The 19706-nt window shown below is 63.5% G+C and carries 15 protein-coding genes and 1 riboswitch; of the genes, 7 read left to right on the forward strand and 8 right to left on the reverse strand.

The features are described 5' to 3' along the window. Positions 1 to 7 precede the first annotated feature (7 nt). Positions 8 to 1123, forward strand: a complete 1116-nt coding sequence (locus ACUN0E_RS14545; RefSeq protein WP_408336540.1) for a polyamine ABC transporter substrate-binding protein — start codon at positions 8 to 10, stop codon at positions 1121 to 1123. A 53-nt stretch (positions 1124 to 1176) separates the two neighbouring features. On the opposite strand, the gene ACUN0E_RS14550 is transcribed toward ACUN0E_RS14545, so the two are convergent. Then, on the reverse strand, positions 1177 to 2094 hold the full coding sequence (locus ACUN0E_RS14550; protein WP_408239526.1) for a LysR family transcriptional regulator: 918 nt from the start codon (positions 2092 to 2094) through the stop codon (positions 1177 to 1179). Between the two features lie 135 nt (positions 2095 to 2229). On the opposite strand from ACUN0E_RS14550, the gene metE reads away from it, so the two are divergent. Beyond that, positions 2230 to 4521, forward strand: coding sequence for a 5-methyltetrahydropteroyltriglutamate--homocysteine S-methyltransferase (gene metE, locus ACUN0E_RS14555; RefSeq protein ID WP_445567034.1), 2292 nt, complete (start codon positions 2230 to 2232; stop codon positions 4519 to 4521). A gap of 75 nt (positions 4522 to 4596) precedes the next feature. Here metE and cobM read toward each other — a convergent pair whose 3' ends face one another. From cobM to cbiE, 4 genes are read right to left on the reverse strand one after another with little or no spacing between them, the layout of a single operon-like run. Next, positions 4597 to 5325, reverse strand: a complete 729-nt coding sequence (gene cobM / locus ACUN0E_RS14560; RefSeq protein WP_408239520.1) for a precorrin-4 C(11)-methyltransferase — start codon at positions 5323 to 5325, stop codon at positions 4597 to 4599. 46 nt (positions 5326 to 5371) lie between these two features. Further along, positions 5372 to 6094, reverse strand: coding sequence for a cobalt-precorrin-6A reductase (locus ACUN0E_RS14565; protein WP_445567035.1), 723 nt, complete (start codon positions 6092 to 6094; stop codon positions 5372 to 5374). Next, positions 6091 to 7179 carry a cobalt-precorrin-5B (C(1))-methyltransferase gene (locus ACUN0E_RS14570; RefSeq protein WP_445567036.1) on the reverse strand — a complete coding sequence of 363 codons (1089 nt, stop codon included), beginning with the start codon at positions 7177 to 7179 and terminating at the stop codon, positions 6091 to 6093. The genes ACUN0E_RS14565 and ACUN0E_RS14570 overlap by 4 nt, the downstream gene beginning before the upstream one ends. Beyond that, positions 7179 to 8402, reverse strand: a complete 1224-nt coding sequence (gene cbiE / locus ACUN0E_RS14575) for a precorrin-6y C5,15-methyltransferase (decarboxylating) subunit CbiE (RefSeq protein WP_445567037.1) — start codon at positions 8400 to 8402, stop codon at positions 7179 to 7181. Before cbiE ends, ACUN0E_RS14570 begins: the two co-directional genes overlap by 1 nt. Before the next feature lie 84 nt (positions 8403 to 8486). Next, a riboswitch (cobalamin riboswitch) is annotated at positions 8487 to 8665 on the forward strand. An 83-nt stretch (positions 8666 to 8748) separates the two neighbouring features. Between cbiE and ACUN0E_RS14580 the strand changes: the two genes are divergently transcribed. Genes ACUN0E_RS14580 through cobJ form a run of 4 tightly spaced genes read left to right on the forward strand, consistent with a single transcriptional unit; the run spans position 8749 to position 13431 of the window. Beyond that, positions 8749 to 10302, forward strand: a complete 1554-nt coding sequence (locus ACUN0E_RS14580; RefSeq protein ID WP_445567038.1) for a precorrin-3B synthase — start codon at positions 8749 to 8751, stop codon at positions 10300 to 10302. After that, entirely contained in the window at positions 10295 to 10921 is a 627-nt protein-coding gene (locus ACUN0E_RS14585; RefSeq protein ID WP_445567039.1) for a precorrin-8X methylmutase, read from the forward strand. Before ACUN0E_RS14580 ends, ACUN0E_RS14585 begins: the two co-directional genes overlap by 8 nt. After that, positions 10922 to 11653 carry a precorrin-2 C(20)-methyltransferase gene (locus ACUN0E_RS14590; protein ID WP_325044175.1) on the forward strand — a complete coding sequence of 244 codons (732 nt, stop codon included), beginning with the start codon at positions 10922 to 10924 and terminating at the stop codon, positions 11651 to 11653. Continuing rightward, a complete protein-coding gene (cobJ, locus tag ACUN0E_RS14595) occupies positions 11650 to 13431 on the forward strand; it encodes a precorrin-3B C(17)-methyltransferase (protein WP_445567040.1) in 1782 nt (593 codons plus the stop codon). The genes ACUN0E_RS14590 and cobJ overlap by 4 nt, the downstream gene beginning before the upstream one ends. Before the next feature lie 24 nt (positions 13432 to 13455). On the opposite strand, the gene ACUN0E_RS14600 is transcribed toward cobJ, so the two are convergent. Genes ACUN0E_RS14600 through ACUN0E_RS14610 form a run of 3 tightly spaced genes read right to left on the reverse strand, consistent with a single transcriptional unit; the run spans position 13456 to position 18091 of the window. Next, the gene (locus ACUN0E_RS14600; protein ID WP_445567041.1) at positions 13456 to 14283 is read right to left on the reverse strand and encodes an alpha/beta hydrolase; all 828 of its coding nucleotides are present in this window, start codon (positions 14281 to 14283) and stop codon (positions 13456 to 13458) included. A gap of 44 nt (positions 14284 to 14327) precedes the next feature. Further along, on the reverse strand, positions 14328 to 16952 hold the full coding sequence (locus ACUN0E_RS14605) for an AAA family ATPase (protein WP_445567042.1): 2625 nt from the start codon (positions 16950 to 16952) through the stop codon (positions 14328 to 14330). Further along, positions 16949 to 18091, reverse strand: a complete 1143-nt coding sequence (locus ACUN0E_RS14610) for a metallophosphoesterase family protein (RefSeq protein ID WP_445567043.1) — start codon at positions 18089 to 18091, stop codon at positions 16949 to 16951. The genes ACUN0E_RS14605 and ACUN0E_RS14610 overlap by 4 nt, the downstream gene beginning before the upstream one ends. A gap of 239 nt (positions 18092 to 18330) precedes the next feature. On the opposite strand from ACUN0E_RS14610, the gene ACUN0E_RS14615 reads away from it, so the two are divergent. After that, a complete protein-coding gene (locus tag ACUN0E_RS14615; RefSeq protein WP_445567044.1) occupies positions 18331 to 19611 on the forward strand; it encodes a DUF445 domain-containing protein in 1281 nt (426 codons plus the stop codon). Positions 19612 to 19706: the final 95 nt, after the last annotated feature.

The raw sequence follows: 19706 nt of genomic DNA on the forward strand, positions 1-19706 counted from the left end.
GACCACCATGCCCGATACCGTCATAAAGCGGACGCCCGCTGCGCCTATGCTTGCCGCGCTGCTGTTCTGCGCGTTCGGCGCCACCGCGCACGCCGACCAGAAGCAGCTCAATCTGTACAACTGGGCCGACTACATCGCGAAAGACACGGTGCCGAACTTCGAAAAAGAGTCCGGCATTCACGTGCAATACGACGTCTACGACGGCGACGAAACCTTGCAGGCGAAACTGCTGACCGGTTCGACCGGCTACGACGTCGTGGTACCGACCTCGAACTTTCTCGCCAAGCAGATCGAAGCCGGCATCTACCAGAAGCTCGACAAATCGAAACTGCCGAACCTGGTGAATCTCGACCGCACGCTCCTGAAGCTGGTCGCCGATGCGGACCCCGGCAATCAGTACGCGGTGCCGTGGGCGTGGGGCACCACGGGGCTCGGCTACAACGTCACGCGGGTCAAGAAGATTCTCGGCAACGATGCGCCGCTCGATAGCTGGGACATCCTGTTCAAGCCCGAGTATCTGAGCAAGCTGAAGAGTTGCGGCGTCTCCGTGCTCGACGCGCCGACCGATGTGTTCGCAGTCACGCTGCACTACCTTGGCCGCGACCCGAACAGCACGAACCCAGCCGACTATCAGGCCGCGTACGACGCGCTGAAGAAAATCCGCCCGTATATCACACAGTTCAACGCGACAAGTTACATCAACGACCTCGCGGGCGACGACATCTGTTTCGCGCTGAGCTGGTCGGGCGACGTCTCGATGGCGAGCCATCGCGCGCGCGAGGCCAACAAGAGCTACGAGGTTAAATACTTCATTCCTCAAGGCGGCGCGCCGGTCTGGTTCGACATGATGGCGATCCCGAAAGATGCGCCGCATCCGGAAGCCGCGCTCGACTGGATCAACTACATCGAGCGTCCCGAGGTTCATGCCGGAATCACCAATGCGGTGTTCTATCCGAATGCGGACGCGGCCGCACGCAAATTCGTGCGGCCGGAAATTCTCAACGACCCGACCGTGTACCCGCCTGAGTCCGTACTGAAAACGCTGTTTCTGCTCAAGCCGCTGCCCGCCCCGATCAAGCGCCTGGAAGGCAGGTTGTGGGCGCAGTTGAAGACCGGGGGATAGAAAGTTCTCTGAGCCTGGGCGCGCAACTGGACCGCCCAGGTCCTGGCGTGGCCCTAAGCCGCGAGCAGTTCGATTCCATCTAACTGCGCCGCGCATGTATCGCGCACGATCCTGACGAAATCGTCGAAGTAAGGGCGGCTCGCGAAGCCTTTGCCGGCCACCGCATAAAGCTCGCTCCACAAGCCCTGCGTGCCGACGCGTTTGGCCAGCACGTAGTCGTGGTCGACATAGTTTTTCACGCCCCAGTTCGGCAGCGCCGCGATCCCGCGGCGGCTCGCCACCAGTTGCATGATCGCGATGGTCAACTCCGCCGTGCGCCGTTCGAGTTTGATGCCGGCCGGCTCCAGCACTTCGCGAATCAGATCGATACGCGCTTCGGGCACAGGATAGGTAATCAGCGTCTCGTCGTGAAGATCGTCCGACACCACGCGCCGTTTATTGCGCAACCGGTGCTCGTTGGCCATCACCACCAGAATTTCGAAGCGAAATAGCGGCGCGATATGCAGGCTGCGCCTGGTGGCCGGCTTCGAACCGATCACCACGTCCGCCTTGCCGTCGCTCAACAGGCGCAGCGGGTCCGCATGAAAACCCGCGACCAGATCGACTTCGACTTCCGGCCAGCGCCGGCGGAACTCATCCATCACCGGCATCAGCCAGTCGAAACACGTATGGCATTCCAGCACGATGCGCAATTCGCCGCGCGTGTCGCCTTTCAGACGCACGAGATCGCGCTCCGCTGCGCTCACCGCGGCAATCGTCTCGCGCCCGAGCGCCAACAGCCGCTCGCCCGCCGCCGTGAAACGCAAACCCTGCCTGGTGCGCTCGAATAGCGAGACCTCGTAATGCGCCTCGATATCGCGAATCTGATGCGACAGGGCGGACTGGCTCAGATGAACGCGTTCGGCAGCCGCCACCAGCTTGCCGGAATCGGCGATGGCGATCAGCGAACGCAAGTGGCGAAGCTCAAGCATTTCGCGGCCCCGCTCTGGAAGATTCTATTTGGATATGAATTTGGCTCATACATTGGTGAAAACATGTCGCTTGATGAATCATAGCGCGACTTTCACACTGAGCGCCAATTCATACAACGCACGAAAGGAATTCGCATGGCCCGCACGCATATCCCCGGCTTTCCGCGCATTGGCGCGCAACGCGAACTGAAATTCGCGCAGGAATCGTTCTGGCGCGGCGAATCGGACGAAATCTGTCTGCGTGGCGTCGCAAAGGCGTTACGCGCCCGTCACTGGCAGTTGCAGCAGGACGCCAGGCTGGATTTCGTCGCCGTCGGCGATTTCGCCTACTACGATCAGATGCTCAGTCTGAGCGCGCTGCTCGGCGCGTTGCCGGAGCGCTTCGGCTTCGATCCGAAAACGCTGTCGCTCGGCCAGTACTATGAACTCGCGCGCGGCAACCACGCACAACCGGCGATGGAAATGACCAAGTGGTTCGATACGAACTACCACTACCTCGTGCCGGAGCTGGGTCCGGATACGACCTTTAACGGCGGCGTCGAATGGCTGTTCGACGAGATCGACGAAGCACTCGCGCTGAATCTGCCGGTCAAGCCGGTGCTGATCGGGCCGATTACCTACCTGTGGCTGTCGAAGAGTCACGTGGCCGGCTTCGACCGGTTGTCGTTGCTGCCGAAGCTTGTGATCCGCTACAGCCGCATTCTGGAGACGCTCAAGCAACGTGGCATCGAGTGGGTGCAACTGGATGAACCGGCGCTGTGTCTCGATCTGCCGACGGAATGGCTCGACGCGTTGTCCGCTGCGTATGACGTGCTCGGCACATCGGGCGTCAAGGTGCTGCTGGCGACGTACTTCGAAACCGCCGCAGATCACGCGCAGCGCGTCGCCAGCCTGCCGGTTGCCGGCGTGCATATCGATCTGGTGCGTGCACCGCAACAGCTCGATGCATGGCGTGCCGCGTTGCCCGCACACGCCGTGTTGTCGGCGGGGGTGATCGACGGCCGCAATATCTGGCGCGCGGATCTCGGCAACATCGTCGAGTCGTTGCAGGCGCTGCATGCGGAGCGTGGCGAACGTTTGTGGATCGCATCGTCCTGCTCGTTGCTGCATGTACCGGTTTCGCTCGACGCGGAGAAAAAGCTCGATGCCGATCTGAAATCCTGGCTCGCCTTCGCCACTGAAAAACTCGACGAAGTCGGCACGATCGCCCTCGCCCTGCGCAACCCGGCCGCCGCTGAACCGAAGCTTGCCGCTGCTGATCGCGCACTGGAAGCGCGCCGCCACTCGGGCGCGGTCGTGAATGCATTGGTGCAAAAACGCGTGGCCGCCGTGAACGCTGCGATGGCGGAACGTAAAAGCCCGTTCGCCGAACGCAATCGTGTGCAGCGCGAAGCGCTCGACCTGCCGCTCCTGCCCACCACCACGATCGGTTCGTTCCCGCAAACACCGGCCATCCGTCAGGCGCGCGCCGCCTACAAACGCGGCGAACTGCGCGCGCTGGACTATCTGCAGCGGATGCGCGCCGAAATCGAAATCGCTGTGCGCAAACAGGAAGAACTGGGGCTCGACATCCTGGTGCACGGCGAAGCCGAACGCAACGACATGGTCGAGTATTTCGGCGAACAATTGTGGGGCTATGCGTTCACGGAGAACGGCTGGGTGCAGAGTTACGGCTCGCGCTGCGTGAAACCGCCGATCATCTACGGTGACGTCTATCGCCCCGAGCCGATGACGGTCGAGACGACCCGCTACGCGCAATCGCTCACCCATCGGTTAATGAAAGGCATGTTGACCGGGCCGGTGACGATGCTGCAATGGTCTTTCGTGCGCGACGACCAGCCGCGCTCGACCACCGCGCTGCAACTTGCGCTCGCAATTCGCGATGAGGTAGTAGACCTCGAAAAGGCCGGCATCCGCATCATTCAGATCGACGAACCGGCTTTCCGCGAAGGCTTGCCGTTGCGTAAAGCCGATTGGTCCACCTATCTGGAATGGGCGACGCGTGTGTTCCGCATCTCGGCGGCGGGCGTCGCCGATCAGACGCAGATTCACACGCATATGTGCTATTCGGAATTCAACGACATCTTGCCGTCGATCGCCGCGATGGACGCCGACGTGATCACGATCGAGACCTCGCGCTCAGCGATGGAACTGCTCGACGGCTTCGGCGCCTTCGCGTATCCGAACGAGATCGGACCGGGTGTCTACGATATCCACTCGCCACGCGTGCCGAGCACGGAAGCCATGCAGCGGCTGCTGGAGCGCGCATGCGAAGTGATTCCGGCTGCGCGCCTGTGGGTCAATCCGGATTGCGGACTGAAGACGCGCGGCTGGCCGGAGACGGAAGCAGCGTTGACGAATATGGTGCGCGCCGCGAAGGCGTTGCGGGTGAAGCTGGCGGCGAAGCAGCTTGAATTGACTGACTAAACGTTTGAACAGACGCCGCCTGCAACGCTCATCCGTAACCCACTCCTTACGGATGAGCTTGCAGGTGTCTATTACTCAATCTCCTTTCGCGTACAACGTCGACTCAGCAAATCCTTTGGCAGCCAGCACCTGTCCCACCAGTATCAGCGCCGTCCGCTCGATATGGGTGGACTGCACTTTGCCGACGATATCGTCGAGCGTTCCCGTGATTTTTTCTTCGTCCGGCCAGCTTGCACGATAGATCACTGCGATCGGGCAATCACCACCGTAGTGCGGCCGCAATTCATCGACGATGCGAGCCAGGTGGCGCACGCCGAGGTGAATTGCCATCGTCGCGCGATGTCTCGCGAGGTCGCCGAGTTGTTCGCCTTCCGGCATGGTGGTTTTGCTTGCAAAGCGCGTAAGGATCAGCGTCTGCGAAATATCGGGCAACGTGAGTTCGCAGCCGAGCGTCGCCGCGCATGCGGCGGTCGCCGTCACGCCGGGCACGATCTCGTAGGGAATATCGAGTTCGCGAAGTCTGCGAATCTGCTCGCCGATCGCGCCATACAACGACGGGTCGCCGGAATGCACGCGCGCCACGTCCTGGCTTTTGTCGTGCGCTGCTTTGAGTAACGCGACGATCTGATCGAGATCGAGGTCGGCGGTATTCACGACCTGCTCCGCGCGATGCCCTTCCAGCACAGCGGCCGGCACCAGCGAACCGGCATACAGGATCACCGGGCAACTTCGCACGAGGCGCTGCCCTTTCACCGTGATCAGTTCCGGGTCACCGGGGCCCGCGCCGATAAAAAACACCGTCATTCAATACTCCATGATTCGTTTGGCCGGCATGTCATGCATGCGCCATTTAACCTAAGACTTGCAATGCTTCCAGCAGGTCGGCCACGTTAACAAACTCGCGATCGACCGCGGGTAATTCAGGGCGCCGCAGCATGACGACCGGCAAACCACGTTCGCGCGCGACTTGGAGTTTCGCTTCCGTGGCGCTACCGCCGCTGTTCTTGCTGACGACGGCATCGAACGCTTCCGCGCTGAACAGCGCTCGCTCGCCTTCGAGCGTAAACGGGCCGCGTGCCGCCAGAATCCGTGCACGTGGATTGGCCTCGTTTGCGTCAAGGCAACGTACCGTCCAGAACTGCTGCGGCGGGATTTCGTCGAGATGCGCGAGCGGTTCGCGACCGAGCGTGAACAGTGGCCGTTTGAACGAAGCGAGTGCGGCTGTCAGTTCGGCCCAATCGTCGACCATGCGCCAGTCGTCGCCGGTTTGCGGCTGCCATCCCTCGCGACGCAGTGCCCAGCACGGCACGTGCGCGGCGCTACTCGCTCTCGCGGCGTTTGCGCTGATCTGCGCGGCGTACGGATGCGTCGCGTCGATCACGAGGCCAATGCGTTCGTCCTCGATATAGCGCGCCATGCCTTCGCTGCCGCCGAAGCCGCCCACCCGCACCCCGCACGACAGATCGTCCGGCACCTTGCCGAGGCCCGCGAGACTGTACACGTGCCCAGGGCCGAGCTGTCTTGCGATCCGCAAAGCATCGCCGGTGCCGCCAAGCAGCAGAGTCCGCGTCATTGCGCGACTCCGATCAGCTTGCCCTGGCGGTCGATGGCGAACATTTCGACGGCGACCTGCGGCGGCACGATATCGCGCGCTACGGCGAGCGCGTGACGGCAGACGATATCGCCGAGCGGCACGTTTTGCGCGTGCGCCAATGCGACGGCCTGCTGGCTCGTGTTGGCGGCGAGGATCGCCGCCTGCAAGGCATCATCCGCACCATGTTCAGAGGCCCATGTTGCAAGCCGTTCCAGATCGATGCTCGAATTCCGGCTATGCAGATCGAGGTGCCCGGCGGCCAGCTTGCTGAGTTTGCCGAAGCCGCCGCACACACTCAGGCGCTCGACCGGCGCGCGCTTCATATGCTTGAGCACCGCGCCGACGAAGTCGCCCATTTCGATCAGCGCGATATCCGGCAGACCGTAGTGCGCGCGCATTGCGTCCTCGCTTGCGTTGCCGGTACAGGCCGCGAGATGCACGTAACCGTTGGCACGCGCGACGTCGATACCCTGATGAATCGATGCAATATAGGCCGAGCACGAGAACGGCCGCACGATGCCGGTGGTGCCGAGAATCGACAGACCGCCGAGAATGCCGAGCCGCGGGTTCATCGTTTTCAGTGCGAGTTCCGCGCCGCCTTCGACGCCGATCGTCACGTCGAAACCGCCGGTGTATCCCTGTTCGGCCGCTAGATCGCTCAGATGCTCGGTCATCATCTTGCGCGGCACGGGATTGATCGCCGGTTCGCCGACCGGCAGCGTGAGGCCGGCGCGCGTCACCGTGCCAACGCCAGGCCCTGCCCGGAATATGACGCCTGGTTCGGCCCGCAGCCGCACACGGGCGAATACGATCGCGCCGTGCGTGACGTCCGGGTCGTCGCCGGCGTCCTTGATGGTGCCCGCTTCCGCGCCATCATCGGTCTGGCGGCAGAACACCAGTGGCATCGGCACATGCTGGCCCTTCGGCAACACAATCTCCGCGACCTCGCTGACGATACCCGCTAGCAACAGACGCGCAGCCGCCAGCGACGTCGCGGTGGCGCAACTGCCGGTCGTGTAGCCGCTACGCAGCGGCGCGGATTGTTCGGGCGTTTCTTCGCGCATTACGGTTGGGGTGGGGAGTTGGCCGGCTTGGTGACATCCAGCAACGTGATCGGCAACGCCTGGCGCCACGTATCGAAGCCGCCGAGCGGCTGTGCGTCGGCAAGCGCGATGCGGGTCAGCGTGCCGCCATGGTGCTCACGCCACGCCGCCAGCGCCGCCTCGCCTTGCAAAGTGACCGCATTGGCGACCAGTCGCCCGCCATCGCGCAGACGCGCCCAACAGGCGTCGAGCACGCCCGGCACCGTCACGCCGCCGCCGATGAACACGGCATCCGGCACAGCCAGTCCTTCCAGCGCATCGGGCGCGCGACCGGCCACCAGTTGCAAACCCGGCACGCCCAATGCATCGCGATTGTGTTCGATGAACCGCTGCCGTTCCGCATGCCCTTCGATTGCGATCGCGCGGCAAGTCGGGTGCGCGCGCATCCATTCGATGCCGATCGAGCCGCTGCCCGCGCCCACATCCCATAGCAATTCACCGGGTGTCGGCGCGAGGCGCGCCAGCGTGATCGCGCGGACGTCGCGTTTGGTCAACTGACCGTCGTGGCGAAAGGCGTCGTCGGGCAAGCCTGAGGTCAGCGGCAAACGCGGGGCGCCTTCCGTTGCACGGCATTCGAGCGCAATCAGGTTCAGCGCCGCCACTTCCTGTGCCGACCATTGGTCCGCGCGTCCGTCGATGCGCCGTTCCAGATCACCGCCCAAATGCTCCAGCACGGTCATCCGGGTCGCGCCGAAACCACGCGCATTCAGCAATTCGGCCAGTGCTGCGGGTGTACGCCCATCGGCGCTCAGCACGAAAACGCGCGCGCCGTCGTGCAAATGAGCATTCAGTGTCGGCAATGGCCGTCCCACCAGCGAAACCGTCGCGACATCCTGCAATGGCCAGCCCAGCCGCGCGGCCGCCAGCGACAACGATGAAGGCGCGGGCAGCACCCGCAACTCACCTGGCGTCAACTGCCGCGCCAGCGTCGCGCCGACGCCGAACAGCATCGGATCGCCGCTCGCCAGCACACACACGGACCTTGTACGCTCCGCCAGCAACGGCGCGAGATCGAACGGCCGCGGCCATGTCTCGCGCCGCGCGGCGAGGCGCGCGGGCAGCATCGCCAGATGCCGTTCGCCGCCGTAGACCACCGACGCCTCCAGCAAAGCACGCCGCGCAGGCCTCCCCAAGCCGGCGAAGCCGTCATCGCCTATGCCCACTACGGTCAGCCATGCCGGCATGAATCCATCCTCAATCTGTATCTTCAAATATTGCGCTGTGCCACGCCGATCAAAGCGTCCAGCCTCGTTGTGCTGTTCGAAAAAAGGCATAATACAGCCGCCGGTGCCCTTCGGGGCCGAAGAGGGAACACAGTGCCACTGTGGCTGCCCCCGCAACTGTATGCAGCGAGTCCGCCTGCGCTCCGCGCCACTGGTTCGACCGGGAAGGCAGCGGCGGACCACGACCTGCCAGCCAGGAGACCTGCCGGCGAGACTGTTCGTGCCAGCCTACATCGGGCGGGGTGTACCGATGCCGCAGCAATGCCGCCTTGCGGCTTGCTCGGGCCGTCGCGCGACGCTAAACCCGGTGTCCGTCTTGAATCAAGCTTCGCCCTCCACTGCTTCGTCCGACGCGGCCCAGACGCTGCGGCCCTCGGCATGTCCCGGGCTGCTGCGCATCGTCGCCGCACGCGATGGGGGGATTTGCCGGATCAAATTGCCCGACGGCGAGCTGAGCGCGGCGCAAGCCGTGGTGATTGCCGACGTGAGTGAGCAGCATGCGGCCGGCGTGGTCGAGTTGACCAATCGCGCGAATCTGCAGGTGCGTGGCGTGCTAAGCGGGCATGAAGCGGCGTTGATCGCGGCGCTAGTCGATGCGGGGTTAGGTCCGATTGGGGCGGCCGGCGCGGTGGATGCTTCCCGCTTGCTGCTCGCGACCTCAGCGGATGCTTCAGACACATCTCGATTCGGCGCTGCGGACGATGTGCGCAATGTGATGGTGAGCCCGACTGCCGGGCGCGATCCATTTGCGCTGTTCGACACGCGGCCGCTTAGCCTCGAACTGCTCACCTTGCTGCAAACCGAAGCGCGTTTTGCGGCGCTATCGCCCAAATTCGCGCTACTGCTCGATGGCGGTGAGCGCCTTGCGCGGCTCGATCATCCGCATGATGTCTGGCTGGCGGCAACGCAGGCGGAAGACGGCGTGCGGTTTGCTGTTGGTTTGGGGGGGTGTCCGCCGGTAGTGGCGAACGCGAACATTGCCGTTGAAGCCGATGCGGCCACGGATACATTCCAGCATGCCGGATACGCTAACTCGCGTGACGCCACGGAACGCCCCCGCACGGATAGCACAGGCGCCCTCGCCGCCGTGCTCCCTGCGCAAGTCACTGGTCTTGTTCGTGCACTGCTGCACACGTTCCTCGATCTGGCCGCCGCCGATGCCACGCGCATGCGTCATCTGCTTGCCACGCATTCCGCCGATGCGCTATTGCAGCACGCTCAAGCGTATGTCGATTTCCCGCTATCACGCGACACATCGCTCGCAAACTGGCAACGCGGCACGCCTGCCGATGCCACGCTACGACTCGGCGCGCACGCGCAGCGCGTGGTGGGGATGCAGCACGTAGGCGGCCAACCGCCGCTTGGACGACTCGACGCCATCACCTTGCGCGGCCTCGCCACGCTCTCGCAACAGCAAGGCAACGGCACGCTGCGCATGACGCCCTGGCAAAGCGTGTTGCTGCCCGATGTCGCTGCAAATGCAGCACCCACCGTGCTCGCTGAAATGGACACGCTAGGCCTCGCCTGCGATCCCACGCAGCCTCTTACACGCTTGATCGCCTGCGCCGGTTCCACAGGCTGCGCAAAAAGCCTCGCCGACACCAAAGCCGACGCACTGCTTTTAGCGAATCGCTTGCCCGAGGGCATCGACGTCCATCTGAGCGGCTGCCCGCGCTCATGCGCCGCCGCGCATTGCGCGCCGTACACGCTGCTGGCCGTGGCGCCCGGCATCTACGACCTTTATCGACGCGACGGCCAGCCGGATTTCGGCTCGTGTGTCGCGCACCAACTCACGATCGAACAGGCCGCCGACATGCTCGACCCATTGGCACACCTGGCCCGGAGCCCTTTTGATGCTTGATTACATTCGCGACGGTCAGGAGATCTATCGCCAATCCTTCGCGACGATACGTGCGGAGGCCGATCTCTCGCGCATCCCCGCCGACCTCGAAAAGCTCGCGGTGCGCGTGATCCACGCGTGCGGGATGGTCGACGTCATTAAAGATCTCCAGTTTTCTGCAGGCGCAGGCGTCGCGGGCCGCACGGCGCTGGCACAAGGCGCGCCGATTCTGTGCGACGCCGGCATGGTGGCGCAAGGCATCACGCGCGCGCGACTGCCCGCGAACAACGAAGTAATCTGCACGCTCACGCACGAAGACGTGCCCGGATTGGCGCGCGAACTCCGCAATACACGCTCGGCCGCCGCGCTCGAATTGTGGCGGCCGCATCTGGCCGGCAGTGTCGTCGTGATCGGCAACGCGCCGACCGCGCTCTTTCATCTGCTCGACATGCTCGATGCCGGTGCGCCGAAGCCCGCGTTGATCCTCGGTTTTCCGGTGGGTTTTGTCGGCGCGGCCGAATCGAAAGCGATGCTTGCCGAAGACAGCCGCGGCGTGCCCTATGTCGTGGTTCACGGCAGACGTGGCGGCAGCGCGATGGCCGCCGCCGCGGTGAATGCGCTGGCGACGGAGGTCGAATAAATGACCGTGCAAGGACGTTTATTCGGACTCGGCGTCGGCCCCGGCGACCCGGAACTCATCACGCTGAAAGCGCTGCGTTTGCTGAAGGCGGCACCCGTGGTCGCGTATTTCGTCGCGAAGGGTAAGAAAGGCAACGCCTTCAGCATCATCGAGGCGCATTTGCATGACGCCCAGCAGCATCTGCCGCTCGTCTATCCCGTCACCACTGAAGCGCTCGAGCCTCCGCTTTCGTATGAAGCGATCATCGCCGACTTCTACGACACCGCAGCGCAGATCGTCGCCGGCCACCTCGATGCAGGTCGCGACGTCGCGGTAATTTGCGAAGGCGATCCGTTTTTCTATGGCTCGTACATGTATTTGCACGACCGCCTCGCGGCGCGCTTCGAAGCCGAAGTCGTTCCCGGCGTGTGCTCGATGCTCGGCGGCGCAGCGGTGCTCGGTTCGCCGCTGGTGTATCGCAATCAGAGTTTGTCGGTGCTGTCCGGCGTGTTGCCCGAAGACGAATTGCGCCGGCGCCTCGCCGATGCGGACGCTGCCGTCATCATGAAACTCGGCCGCAATTTCGATAAGGTGCGGCGCGTGCTCGGCGAGCTGGGGCTCGCGCATCGTGCGCTTTACGTCGAACGCGCGACGATGGGCAATCAGCGCATCGTGCCGCTCGCCGAAGTCGATCCGATGGCGTCGCCGTATTTTTCGCTGCTCGTCGTGCCGGGGGAAAAATGGCAAGCATGACGCCACCCGCGATTGTGATTCTCGGTTCGGGCGCGCTGGCGACTGCGCGGCGTATCCAGGCGTTGTATGCGGGTTGTCAGGTGCACGCCTTCCAGGGACGAGTCGAGGCTGATGTTTCTTATACGGAGCTCGGCGCTCATTTGCGTGATCTATATGCGCGAGGCACGCCGATTGTCGCGTTGTGCGCCGCCGGGATCGTAATTCGTTGCGTTGCGCCGTTGTTATCGAACAAGGGCGCGGAGCCGCCCGTGCTGGCGGTTGCGGAGGATGGCAGCGCGGTCGTGCCGTTGCTGGGCGGACTTGCAGGCGTCAACGTGATGGCGCGTGAGATTGCGGCCGCGTTGGCGGTGTCGCCTGCGATTACGACGAGTGGCGAACTTCGCTTCGGCACGTGTGTGCTCAATCCGCCCGAGGGCTATGCGCTCGCCGATATCGCGCAAGGGAAACGCTTTGTTTCGGATCTGCTGGCGGGCGAAAGCACGCGGATCGAAGGCGAAGCGCCATGGCTGGAGGATGCGCAACTGCCGCGCTCTGAATCGGCACGTTTGGCAATTCGCGTGACGCCGCGTGCGTGGGATGGGCGTGATGATGAACTGGTCATTCATCCGCGGAGCGTGGTGGCGGCGGTGACTGTTCAGGGTGCTGGTGCGTATTCCAATACGGAGGCGGGCCTTGGCGTAAATCTCAGTTCAGACGCGCAGACGGGTTCCGGCGCGCGAATCACTGCGCTCGTGCGCGAGGCCTTGGACGCGCATGGGCTTGCGACGCTTTCGCTCGCGGCATTGCTCGCGCCTTCTGAACACATGGCAGACCCGGCGCTCGCCGATGCCGCGGCGAGCCTGAACGTGCCATTGCGTTTTGCTCAGCCGCTCCCGGAAGATGGCGAGGCGCCCAGCAATTTGCTGCATGCCGCGCTGCGCTTCCCTTATGAAACGCTGCACGACGACGCGGACGCAGGGGTTGCGCTCGCGTTGGCACCGTTGGCAATCGACCCGGACACGATCGGCCGCGCACGCGGCCGCTTGACGGTGATCGGCCTCGGTCCCGGCAGCGCCGACCTGATGGTGCCTGCCGCTCGAACAGCGCTGAACGAAGCCACCGATATCCTCGGCTACGAAACCTACGTGAAAATGGCCGGGCCGTTGCGTGCCAATCAACGCGTACATGGCACGGACAATCGCGAAGAGATGCAGCGTGCGCGTCATGCGTTCGACCTCGCCAGCGCAGGACGGTCAGTAGTGATGGTGTCGTCGGGCGACCCTGGCGTGTTTGCGATGGCGGCCGCAGTGCTTGAGGCGCTGGAAGAAGGAGGTTCGACGAACGCTGACTGGCGCACGGTCAAACTCGCTATCGTGCCGGGGGTGTCGGCGGCCATGGCGACCGCGGCGCAAGCCGGTGCGCCGTTGGGTCACGACTTCTGCATGCTGTCGTTATCCGACAATCTGAAACCGTGGAGCATCATCGAAAAGCGCCTCCGGCATGCGGCCGAAGCGGATCTGGTGATGGCGTTCTACAACCCGATCTCTCGCGCACGGCCGTGGCAGTTGGATAAAGCTTTGGACATCGTGCGGGAATATCGCGCTGCGGAGACAAAGGTGGTGCTCGGACGCGACATCGGCAGGCCGGGCAGCACACTGCGCACGATCACGCTCGGCGAGCTGCGTTCAAACGATGTGGATATGCGGACAATGGTGATCGTGGGCTCGTCGACGACGCGGGCGTTTGCCAATGGCATCGATGGAGGCGAGTGGGTTTATACGCCGCGGTGGTATGAGTGAGCATTGTGCTCGCTCCGCTCATTTTTACTTGCGCCCCATCCCCCTCACCACCGCCTTCATCTGCACGCCATCCGCTCGCGCGAGGTCCTCAAGAATCGTAAAGTGATTGCACCCGGCGAGCGGCACAAACTCCGCCTGCTCACCCGCCTCCCGGCACGCCGCCGCGTATTCCTCCGAATGACGAACCAGTTCTGGCAACTCGGCCGTGCCGACGGTGACCGTCATCGGTACACCTTTACCGATATGCCGCATCGGGCTATAAGCATCGATCTCGGCCTGCGTTAGCTGCAGCTTCTCGTTGAGCCATGACATCGCAATCGGCTCCAGATCCACCAATGCACTGATCGGCATGGCGTGCACGACCGACTCATGCGCGCGATAAACGGCACTCAACTGCCCACCCGCGGAATGCCCCGCAAGGCAGACGGGACCGCGTGTTCCGAGTCCATCACGATCGGCCGCCAGCGCCGCCAGCAGCGCATCGATTTCACCGACGATCTGCGTCATCGACGCTTGCGGTGCCAACGTGTACTCAGCGAGCACAACGTTGAAGCCGCACCCTAACGGCCCACTGGCGACGAACGCGAAATCCTCCTTGCTGCGCGCCTGCCAGTAGCCGCCGTGTATGAACACGAAAATTGGCGCGTCAGGCTTCCCGCACGGAAACCAGTCGAAACGTTGCCGGGGGCTCGGCCCGTATGCCACATCGCGCCGGCACGGCGCCGCGGCATACAACGCCGCGCTGCGCGTCTGAAAGCCGAACATGCGCTCGGCGACATCGGCCACCGCCGCCACGTTGTCGTAGGCCGCGCGTAGCGCCGCCTGATCCATGCCGCGATAGAGCTGAGTCATGATGTCCCCGAGTCATTAATCGAAATCAAAGCGTCGCAAGCGCGCTAGGCCGCAACCTTCAGATCTTCAATCGCCCGCTGCCGCACACCCAGATCGTCCCACAGCTCCGGATGGCACGTGAACACCAGAATCTGGTGCCGCGTGGCCGCATCGATCAATGCGCGCTTGATCGCATCGCGCCGCGTCGCATCGGTGTGCACCGCGGCATCGTCGAGCATCAGCAAGGTCGGCCGACCCGACGCTTTCAAAAGATCCGCATACGCCAGCCGCGTCAGAATGCCCAACTGCTCCCGCGTGCCGAAGCTCAACGCGTCGAGCGTATCCGCACGCCCATATCGATCCAGCGTCGCGGGACTCAGATCGTCGCCGAGTGCAATCGTTGACTGCGGGAAAATCCGCTTCAGATAGTGCCCTAGCCGCTCAGTCAACGGCGCACGCAGTTGCGCGACGGCCGCATCGCGTTCGCTGACAAGCACTTCGTCGAGCAGACTCAACGCGCTCGCCCGCAAGCTGAGTTCGTCCTTGCGACGCATGGCCTGTTCGACTGACGCCTTCACCGCCGCAAGACGTTCCCCGAGCCCGGACGCGCCCACTGTCTCCAGTTGACTGCGCAATTGCGCGATCCGTAATTGCCGCTCGTGCTGCTCGTTGCGCGCAAGCTCCGCCGACGCGCGATAGCGTTTCGCTTCAGCCACCGGATCGTCGAGACGCGCAGCCCCCAGTTCGCGCTCCCTTCCTTCGCGCTGCTTCTTCAGCGCCTCGACCTGCACACGCTGTTCGACGATTTTCGTTTGCCACTGCGCACGGTTGCGGCCAAACGTTTCGTCGGCCAGTTGCGCTTCCTTGCGTTGCAACTGGGCAATGAGCGATTCTGTGGTCGCCATAGCGGTGGATTTTTTTTCAGCCGCCTGCGCCAGTACTTTTCTGGCGGCTTCAAGCGCGTCACGCGCAATCTCGGCATTGCGGCGAGCCTCATCGAGCGGTGGCGCGGCGGACACATCCGGCAAGATCGCCAGCCGCGCGTTCGACGCTTGCAACCGTGCAGCGGCCGAAGCCAGCGCAGCTCGCAGCGCATCGATACCCTGCGGCGCGTGCACATCAAGAATCTTCGCCTGGCTTTTCTGTTGCGCAACAAGTGCTTTCCACTGCTCGTGCCGGCCCTCTGCCTCGCTCAGCGACGCCACGCCCAGCGCCTGCAACAACTGCGCATGCCGGCCTTCCAGCGACGCAAGCTCGGACAACTGCGCAGACAGATCGGAAACACCCGGAATCACACGCAGTTCGCCAAGCTCGCCAAGACCGATCCGCTTCTCCTCGTCGAGCCGCAGCACGCCCTCGCCGCTTACCTTCGTATCTCCGACGGTGATCGCGCCATTCAACCGGTATTCGATACGGGTCATCGCGGCTTCGGTGCGCGCGCGCAGTACGGTCAGATCGGCATCGAGCGATTGGAGCCGCTTCAATTGCGCCCCGTCGATTTCGACCGCCGCTGCTGCACGCGTCGCTTCCAGCACGGCCTCGTTGGCGTTGCCGGCGGCGGCGATAACCGCTTCAAGCCGCTCGCTCTCGGTGCTGTGCAGTGCCATCTGGCTGCGCAAATCGCCTGCAGTCACCGCAGCGTTCGCCAGTTCGTGCGCACGGCTCGCATCGGCGTACGCCTGCTCGAATTGCGCCACGCTCGCCTGAGCCTGTGCATGTTCGTTCTGAACCGCCGACACGTTGGCTCGCGCGGCGTCGAGTTGCTGCCGCTCGCGTGCAACGGCCGCCTCCAGTTCGTTCGCAGCCTGTTCCTGCTGCAAGGACAGCGCCAGTTCGGCCTCGCTCAATTGCAGCGACTGCGAGAGCCCCTGGAGACTGCGCTCGAGTTCCGCCGCGGCATCGGCGCGCTGTTGTGCCTGCACCGCCTTCTGCTCATGAAGCTCCCAGGGGCGCTTGTGTTGCGCGTCGTCGAAGGCTTCCTGCTGACTGGCGAGTCGCACAATGTTCTCGTCGAATTGCTGGCGCTGCTGTTCGAGATCGTCGCGTTGTTCGATGAGCGCCGCCAACGCCTGTTCAGCCTCGGCCAGCGGTCCGGTGGATTTCTGCGTGCGCGCCGTGAGCAGTTGCCGGAGCTCGCGCTGCACCGCGGCGATCAGCGCATCCTCACCGGCGGATTCATTGCCGCCCGAGAGTTGCGAAAGCGCATCACGCAGATACTGCGCCGCGTGCCCGGTGGAATCGCGCACCTCCTGCGTGCCGCCTTGTTGCACCCACAACAAACCGGGGACGCCGGCGTTTTCCGCCTTCAGCGGCCCACGCGCGGCACGCGAAAATCCGAGCAAGGCGGCGAGCTTGTCTTCCGCTTCGTCCTCGCCGAACACCGCCTGGCCTATCTTCAGTTCGCAGCGCTGCCGCGTGACGAACTGCTTTGAGAGCCTGCACGCTGTGCCGTCCATATCGAACGTCACTTCAACCGATGGCTGCCCGCTCGCCTTGCCCCACGGCAACAAATCTTTCAGATGCGAAGCCTTGTAGCGTTCGAGGAACACCGCTCGCACAGCTTCGGCGATCGTGCTCTTGCCAGCCTCGTTCGGGCCGGTGAAGAGATTGAGTCCCGGTTGCAGATCGTCGATCACGAGCCGTCCGGTGAACTGCTTGAACTCCTGAATCGCGATACTTTCCAGCTTCATGCGGACCTCGCTTCGCGCGGCAGTTCACGTTGAAAACGCGCCAGAAGCAATAACGCCTCGGCCGCGCGCTTGACCTGCTGCGGGTCGGACTGCGGGTCCTCCTGCAGGCCGCGCAATCGCGCCACCACCTTCGCCAGGTAGCCGCTCTGCGCGCCGAGCTCCGCGAGGTCGTCGGCGGTGGGCAACACCTGCAGGCCGCTCAGATCGACACGTAGCGCACGCACCCGCGCGCGGGTCTCTTCCACCGCGACGTGAATCGCTTCGGCCTCGGCCAGCGCGGTCGTGCCGCTTACGGTGACCCGCAGCACATCGTGGCTGCCTAACGCGCCGAGGCGCATCTTGAGGGAATCCACATCGGTCGGCACCGAGATGGTCTCTTCCCAGCGATGCCATTGATATTTACCGACCCGCACCGCTTCAACTGCCGGCACGACGCCAGGCCCGGTCAGCGTGACGTCGAGCATGAAGCCTGGATCGTTGGCGCGGAAGCGGTCCTGCTCATGCGTGCCGGCATACCAGGTGCGCTCGTCGACGCGCAAATGGCCATGCCAGTCGCCGAGCGCGAGATAGTCCAGACGCGCACTCGCGGCACGCGTCGGGGCGATCGGGTTCGACGAGTCGATGCCCTCCTGCAGAATCCCGCTTACGCTGCCATGCGCGAGCCCAATGCGGTGATAGCCGCCCGGCGTCTCCGTTGTGTCGAAGAAGCCCGTTGTGTCGTCGTAAGTGATGCGTTGCGTGAGCGGCGCGCAGAGCAAAGCGCACTTGCAGGCATCGAGCGTCACCACGCCGGGTTCGAGCACCACCCGCACGTTCGGCGCAACGCAGTTCAGGCGCTGCGCACGGGTCCACACGCTCTCGACCAGGGCGGCATCGTGATTGCCCGGCAGCATGATCCACGGTCCGGAAAACGCTTGCAGCGCGCCGAACAGGCGGCGGATCACCGTATCCGATACAGTCTGCAGATCGAATACGTCACCGGCGACCAGCACGGCGTCGACCTTGCGTGCCGCCGCTTCCTCGGCGATCCGGCGCACGGTTTCGAAGCGCGCTTCCGCGAGATGCGCCGCTTCGTCCGGTTCGAACTGGCCGAATTGCGTGCCTATCTGCCAGTCCGCGGTATGCAGAAACCTGATCACTGTGCCTCCATTCCGTTCAATTGCATCGTCATTCAACGCGCATTCAGCGCTCGCCCGGGCCATTCTCCCGGGCATCGCCCCGCAGTCTAACCGTAGATGTTACCGCGTCAGCGGATCAAAGAATGTCCCAAGCCGGTGCCGCACGGCCGGAACAGCGGCGCTACACTCCCGTTTCTGGACGAGCGCCCCAATCGCACCGCAACATTTCAATCAAATCGAACCCCGCTGCCCCGCTGCCGATGAACAAAGAAACCGAACTGAAACAGGCCAAGCGCACGCCGTTGCTGCTGCTGGCGGCCGCCGCCTGGGTTTTCCTCGTGACCGCTTTCATGCCGCGCGGCCTCTGGGTGGACGGCATCAAGGCAGTGGCCGAAGCCGCGATGGTCGGCGCGCTGGCCGACTGGTTCGCCGTGGTCGCGCTGTTTCGCCGTGTGCCGATTCCAATCGTCTCCGCGCACACCGCGATCATTCCGAAGAACAAGCACAAGATCGCCGACAACCTCGCGGTGTTCGTGCAGGACAAGTTTCTGGACGTACAGTCGCTGGTTGGCCTGATCCAGAAACACGACCCGGCGCAAAGCATCACCGGCTGGCTGACGAAGCCCGCGAATACCGCGCGTCTGGGCGACTACGTGGTCAAACTGACGGGCGGCATTCTCGAATTGACCGACGACGTGCGCATTCAGGTCTTCATCAAGGACGCATTGCGCGACGTGCTCGCCAAAGTCGATCTATCGCAATCAATGGGCGCAATTCTCGACACGCTCACCAAAGACGGCCGTCACCAGGAACTGCTCGACGCCGGCATCGAACAGGTCGTGGCGCTGCTGCGCGAACCGCAGGCGCGCGAGTTTATCGCTGAGCGCATCGTCGAGTGGGTGAAGAGCGAATACCCCAAGATGGAGATGATTCTGCCGTCGGCGTGGCTCGGTGAAAAAGGCGCGGACGCGATCGCCAACGCGGTGAACCGGATGCTCGAGCAGATCAGCGAGAACCCCACCCATCAGCTTCGGCAGAAATTCGACGACGCGGCGCAGAAGCTGATCGTCAAACTCAGGAGCGATCCGGCGTTCCTGCAAAAAGGCGAAGAACTGAAGCGTTATCTGGTGGAAGGCGAAGCGCTCAGCACCTATGTGAAGGACATGTGGGGCGAATTGCGCGCATGGCTCAAGCGCGATCTGCAAAACAGCGATTCGGCCCTGCATGCCAGGGTGATGGCGATGGGCCAATGGGTAGGCCGCGAACTGGCGCACGACCCCGCGCTGCGTCAGTCGCTGAACGATCACCTGGAAGAAGCGGCGCGCGCCATGGCGCCGGATTTCGCACAATTCCTCACGCGCCATATCAGCGATACCGTGAAGAACTGGGACGCACGCGAAATGTCACGGCAAATCGAGCTGAACATCGGTAAGGATTTGCAATACATCCGCATCAACGGAACGATTGTGGGCGGCTTTATCGGCTTGCTGCTCTATGCAAGCTCACAGTTGTTCGCGCTGTTGCGTTTGCACATGGGCTAGGGGATACGTCCTCCGCGAGTCAAAGCGCCTACAATCCAGGCATATGAATTGCGCAGGCGCTTTAGCTGACTGCTGCCGTCCCCTACGCGCGCCCT

It is taken from the genome of Paraburkholderia sp. D1E (assembly GCF_052682275.1).

Coding starts and splice junctions, on each gene's coding strand:
- ACUN0E_RS14545 (WP_408336540.1), top strand. CDS start 8: ATGCCCGATACCGTCATAAAGCGGACGCCCGCTGCGCCTATGCTTGCC.
- ACUN0E_RS14550 (WP_408239526.1), bottom strand. CDS start 2,094: ATGCTTGAGCTTCGCCACTTGCGTTCGCTGATCGCCATCGCCGATTCC.
- metE (WP_445567034.1), top strand. CDS start 2,230: ATGGCCCGCACGCATATCCCCGGCTTTCCGCGCATTGGCGCGCAACGC.
- cobM (WP_408239520.1), bottom strand. CDS start 5,325: ATGACGGTGTTTTTTATCGGCGCGGGCCCCGGTGACCCGGAACTGATC.
- ACUN0E_RS14565 (WP_445567035.1), bottom strand. CDS start 6,094: ATGACGCGGACTCTGCTGCTTGGCGGCACCGGCGATGCTTTGCGGATC.
- ACUN0E_RS14570 (WP_445567036.1), bottom strand. CDS start 7,179: ATGCGCGAAGAAACGCCCGAACAATCCGCGCCGCTGCGTAGCGGCTAC.
- cbiE (WP_445567037.1), bottom strand. CDS start 8,402: ATGCCGGCATGGCTGACCGTAGTGGGCATAGGCGATGACGGCTTCGCC.
- ACUN0E_RS14585 (WP_445567039.1), top strand. CDS start 10,295: ATGCTTGATTACATTCGCGACGGTCAGGAGATCTATCGCCAATCCTTC.
- ACUN0E_RS14590 (WP_325044175.1), top strand. CDS start 10,922: ATGACCGTGCAAGGACGTTTATTCGGACTCGGCGTCGGCCCCGGCGAC.
- cobJ (WP_445567040.1), top strand. CDS start 11,650: ATGACGCCACCCGCGATTGTGATTCTCGGTTCGGGCGCGCTGGCGACT.
- ACUN0E_RS14600 (WP_445567041.1), bottom strand. CDS start 14,283: ATGACTCAGCTCTATCGCGGCATGGATCAGGCGGCGCTACGCGCGGCC.
- ACUN0E_RS14605 (WP_445567042.1), bottom strand. CDS start 16,952: ATGAAGCTGGAAAGTATCGCGATTCAGGAGTTCAAGCAGTTCACCGGA.
- ACUN0E_RS14615 (WP_445567044.1), top strand. CDS start 18,331: ATGAACAAAGAAACCGAACTGAAACAGGCCAAGCGCACGCCGTTGCTG.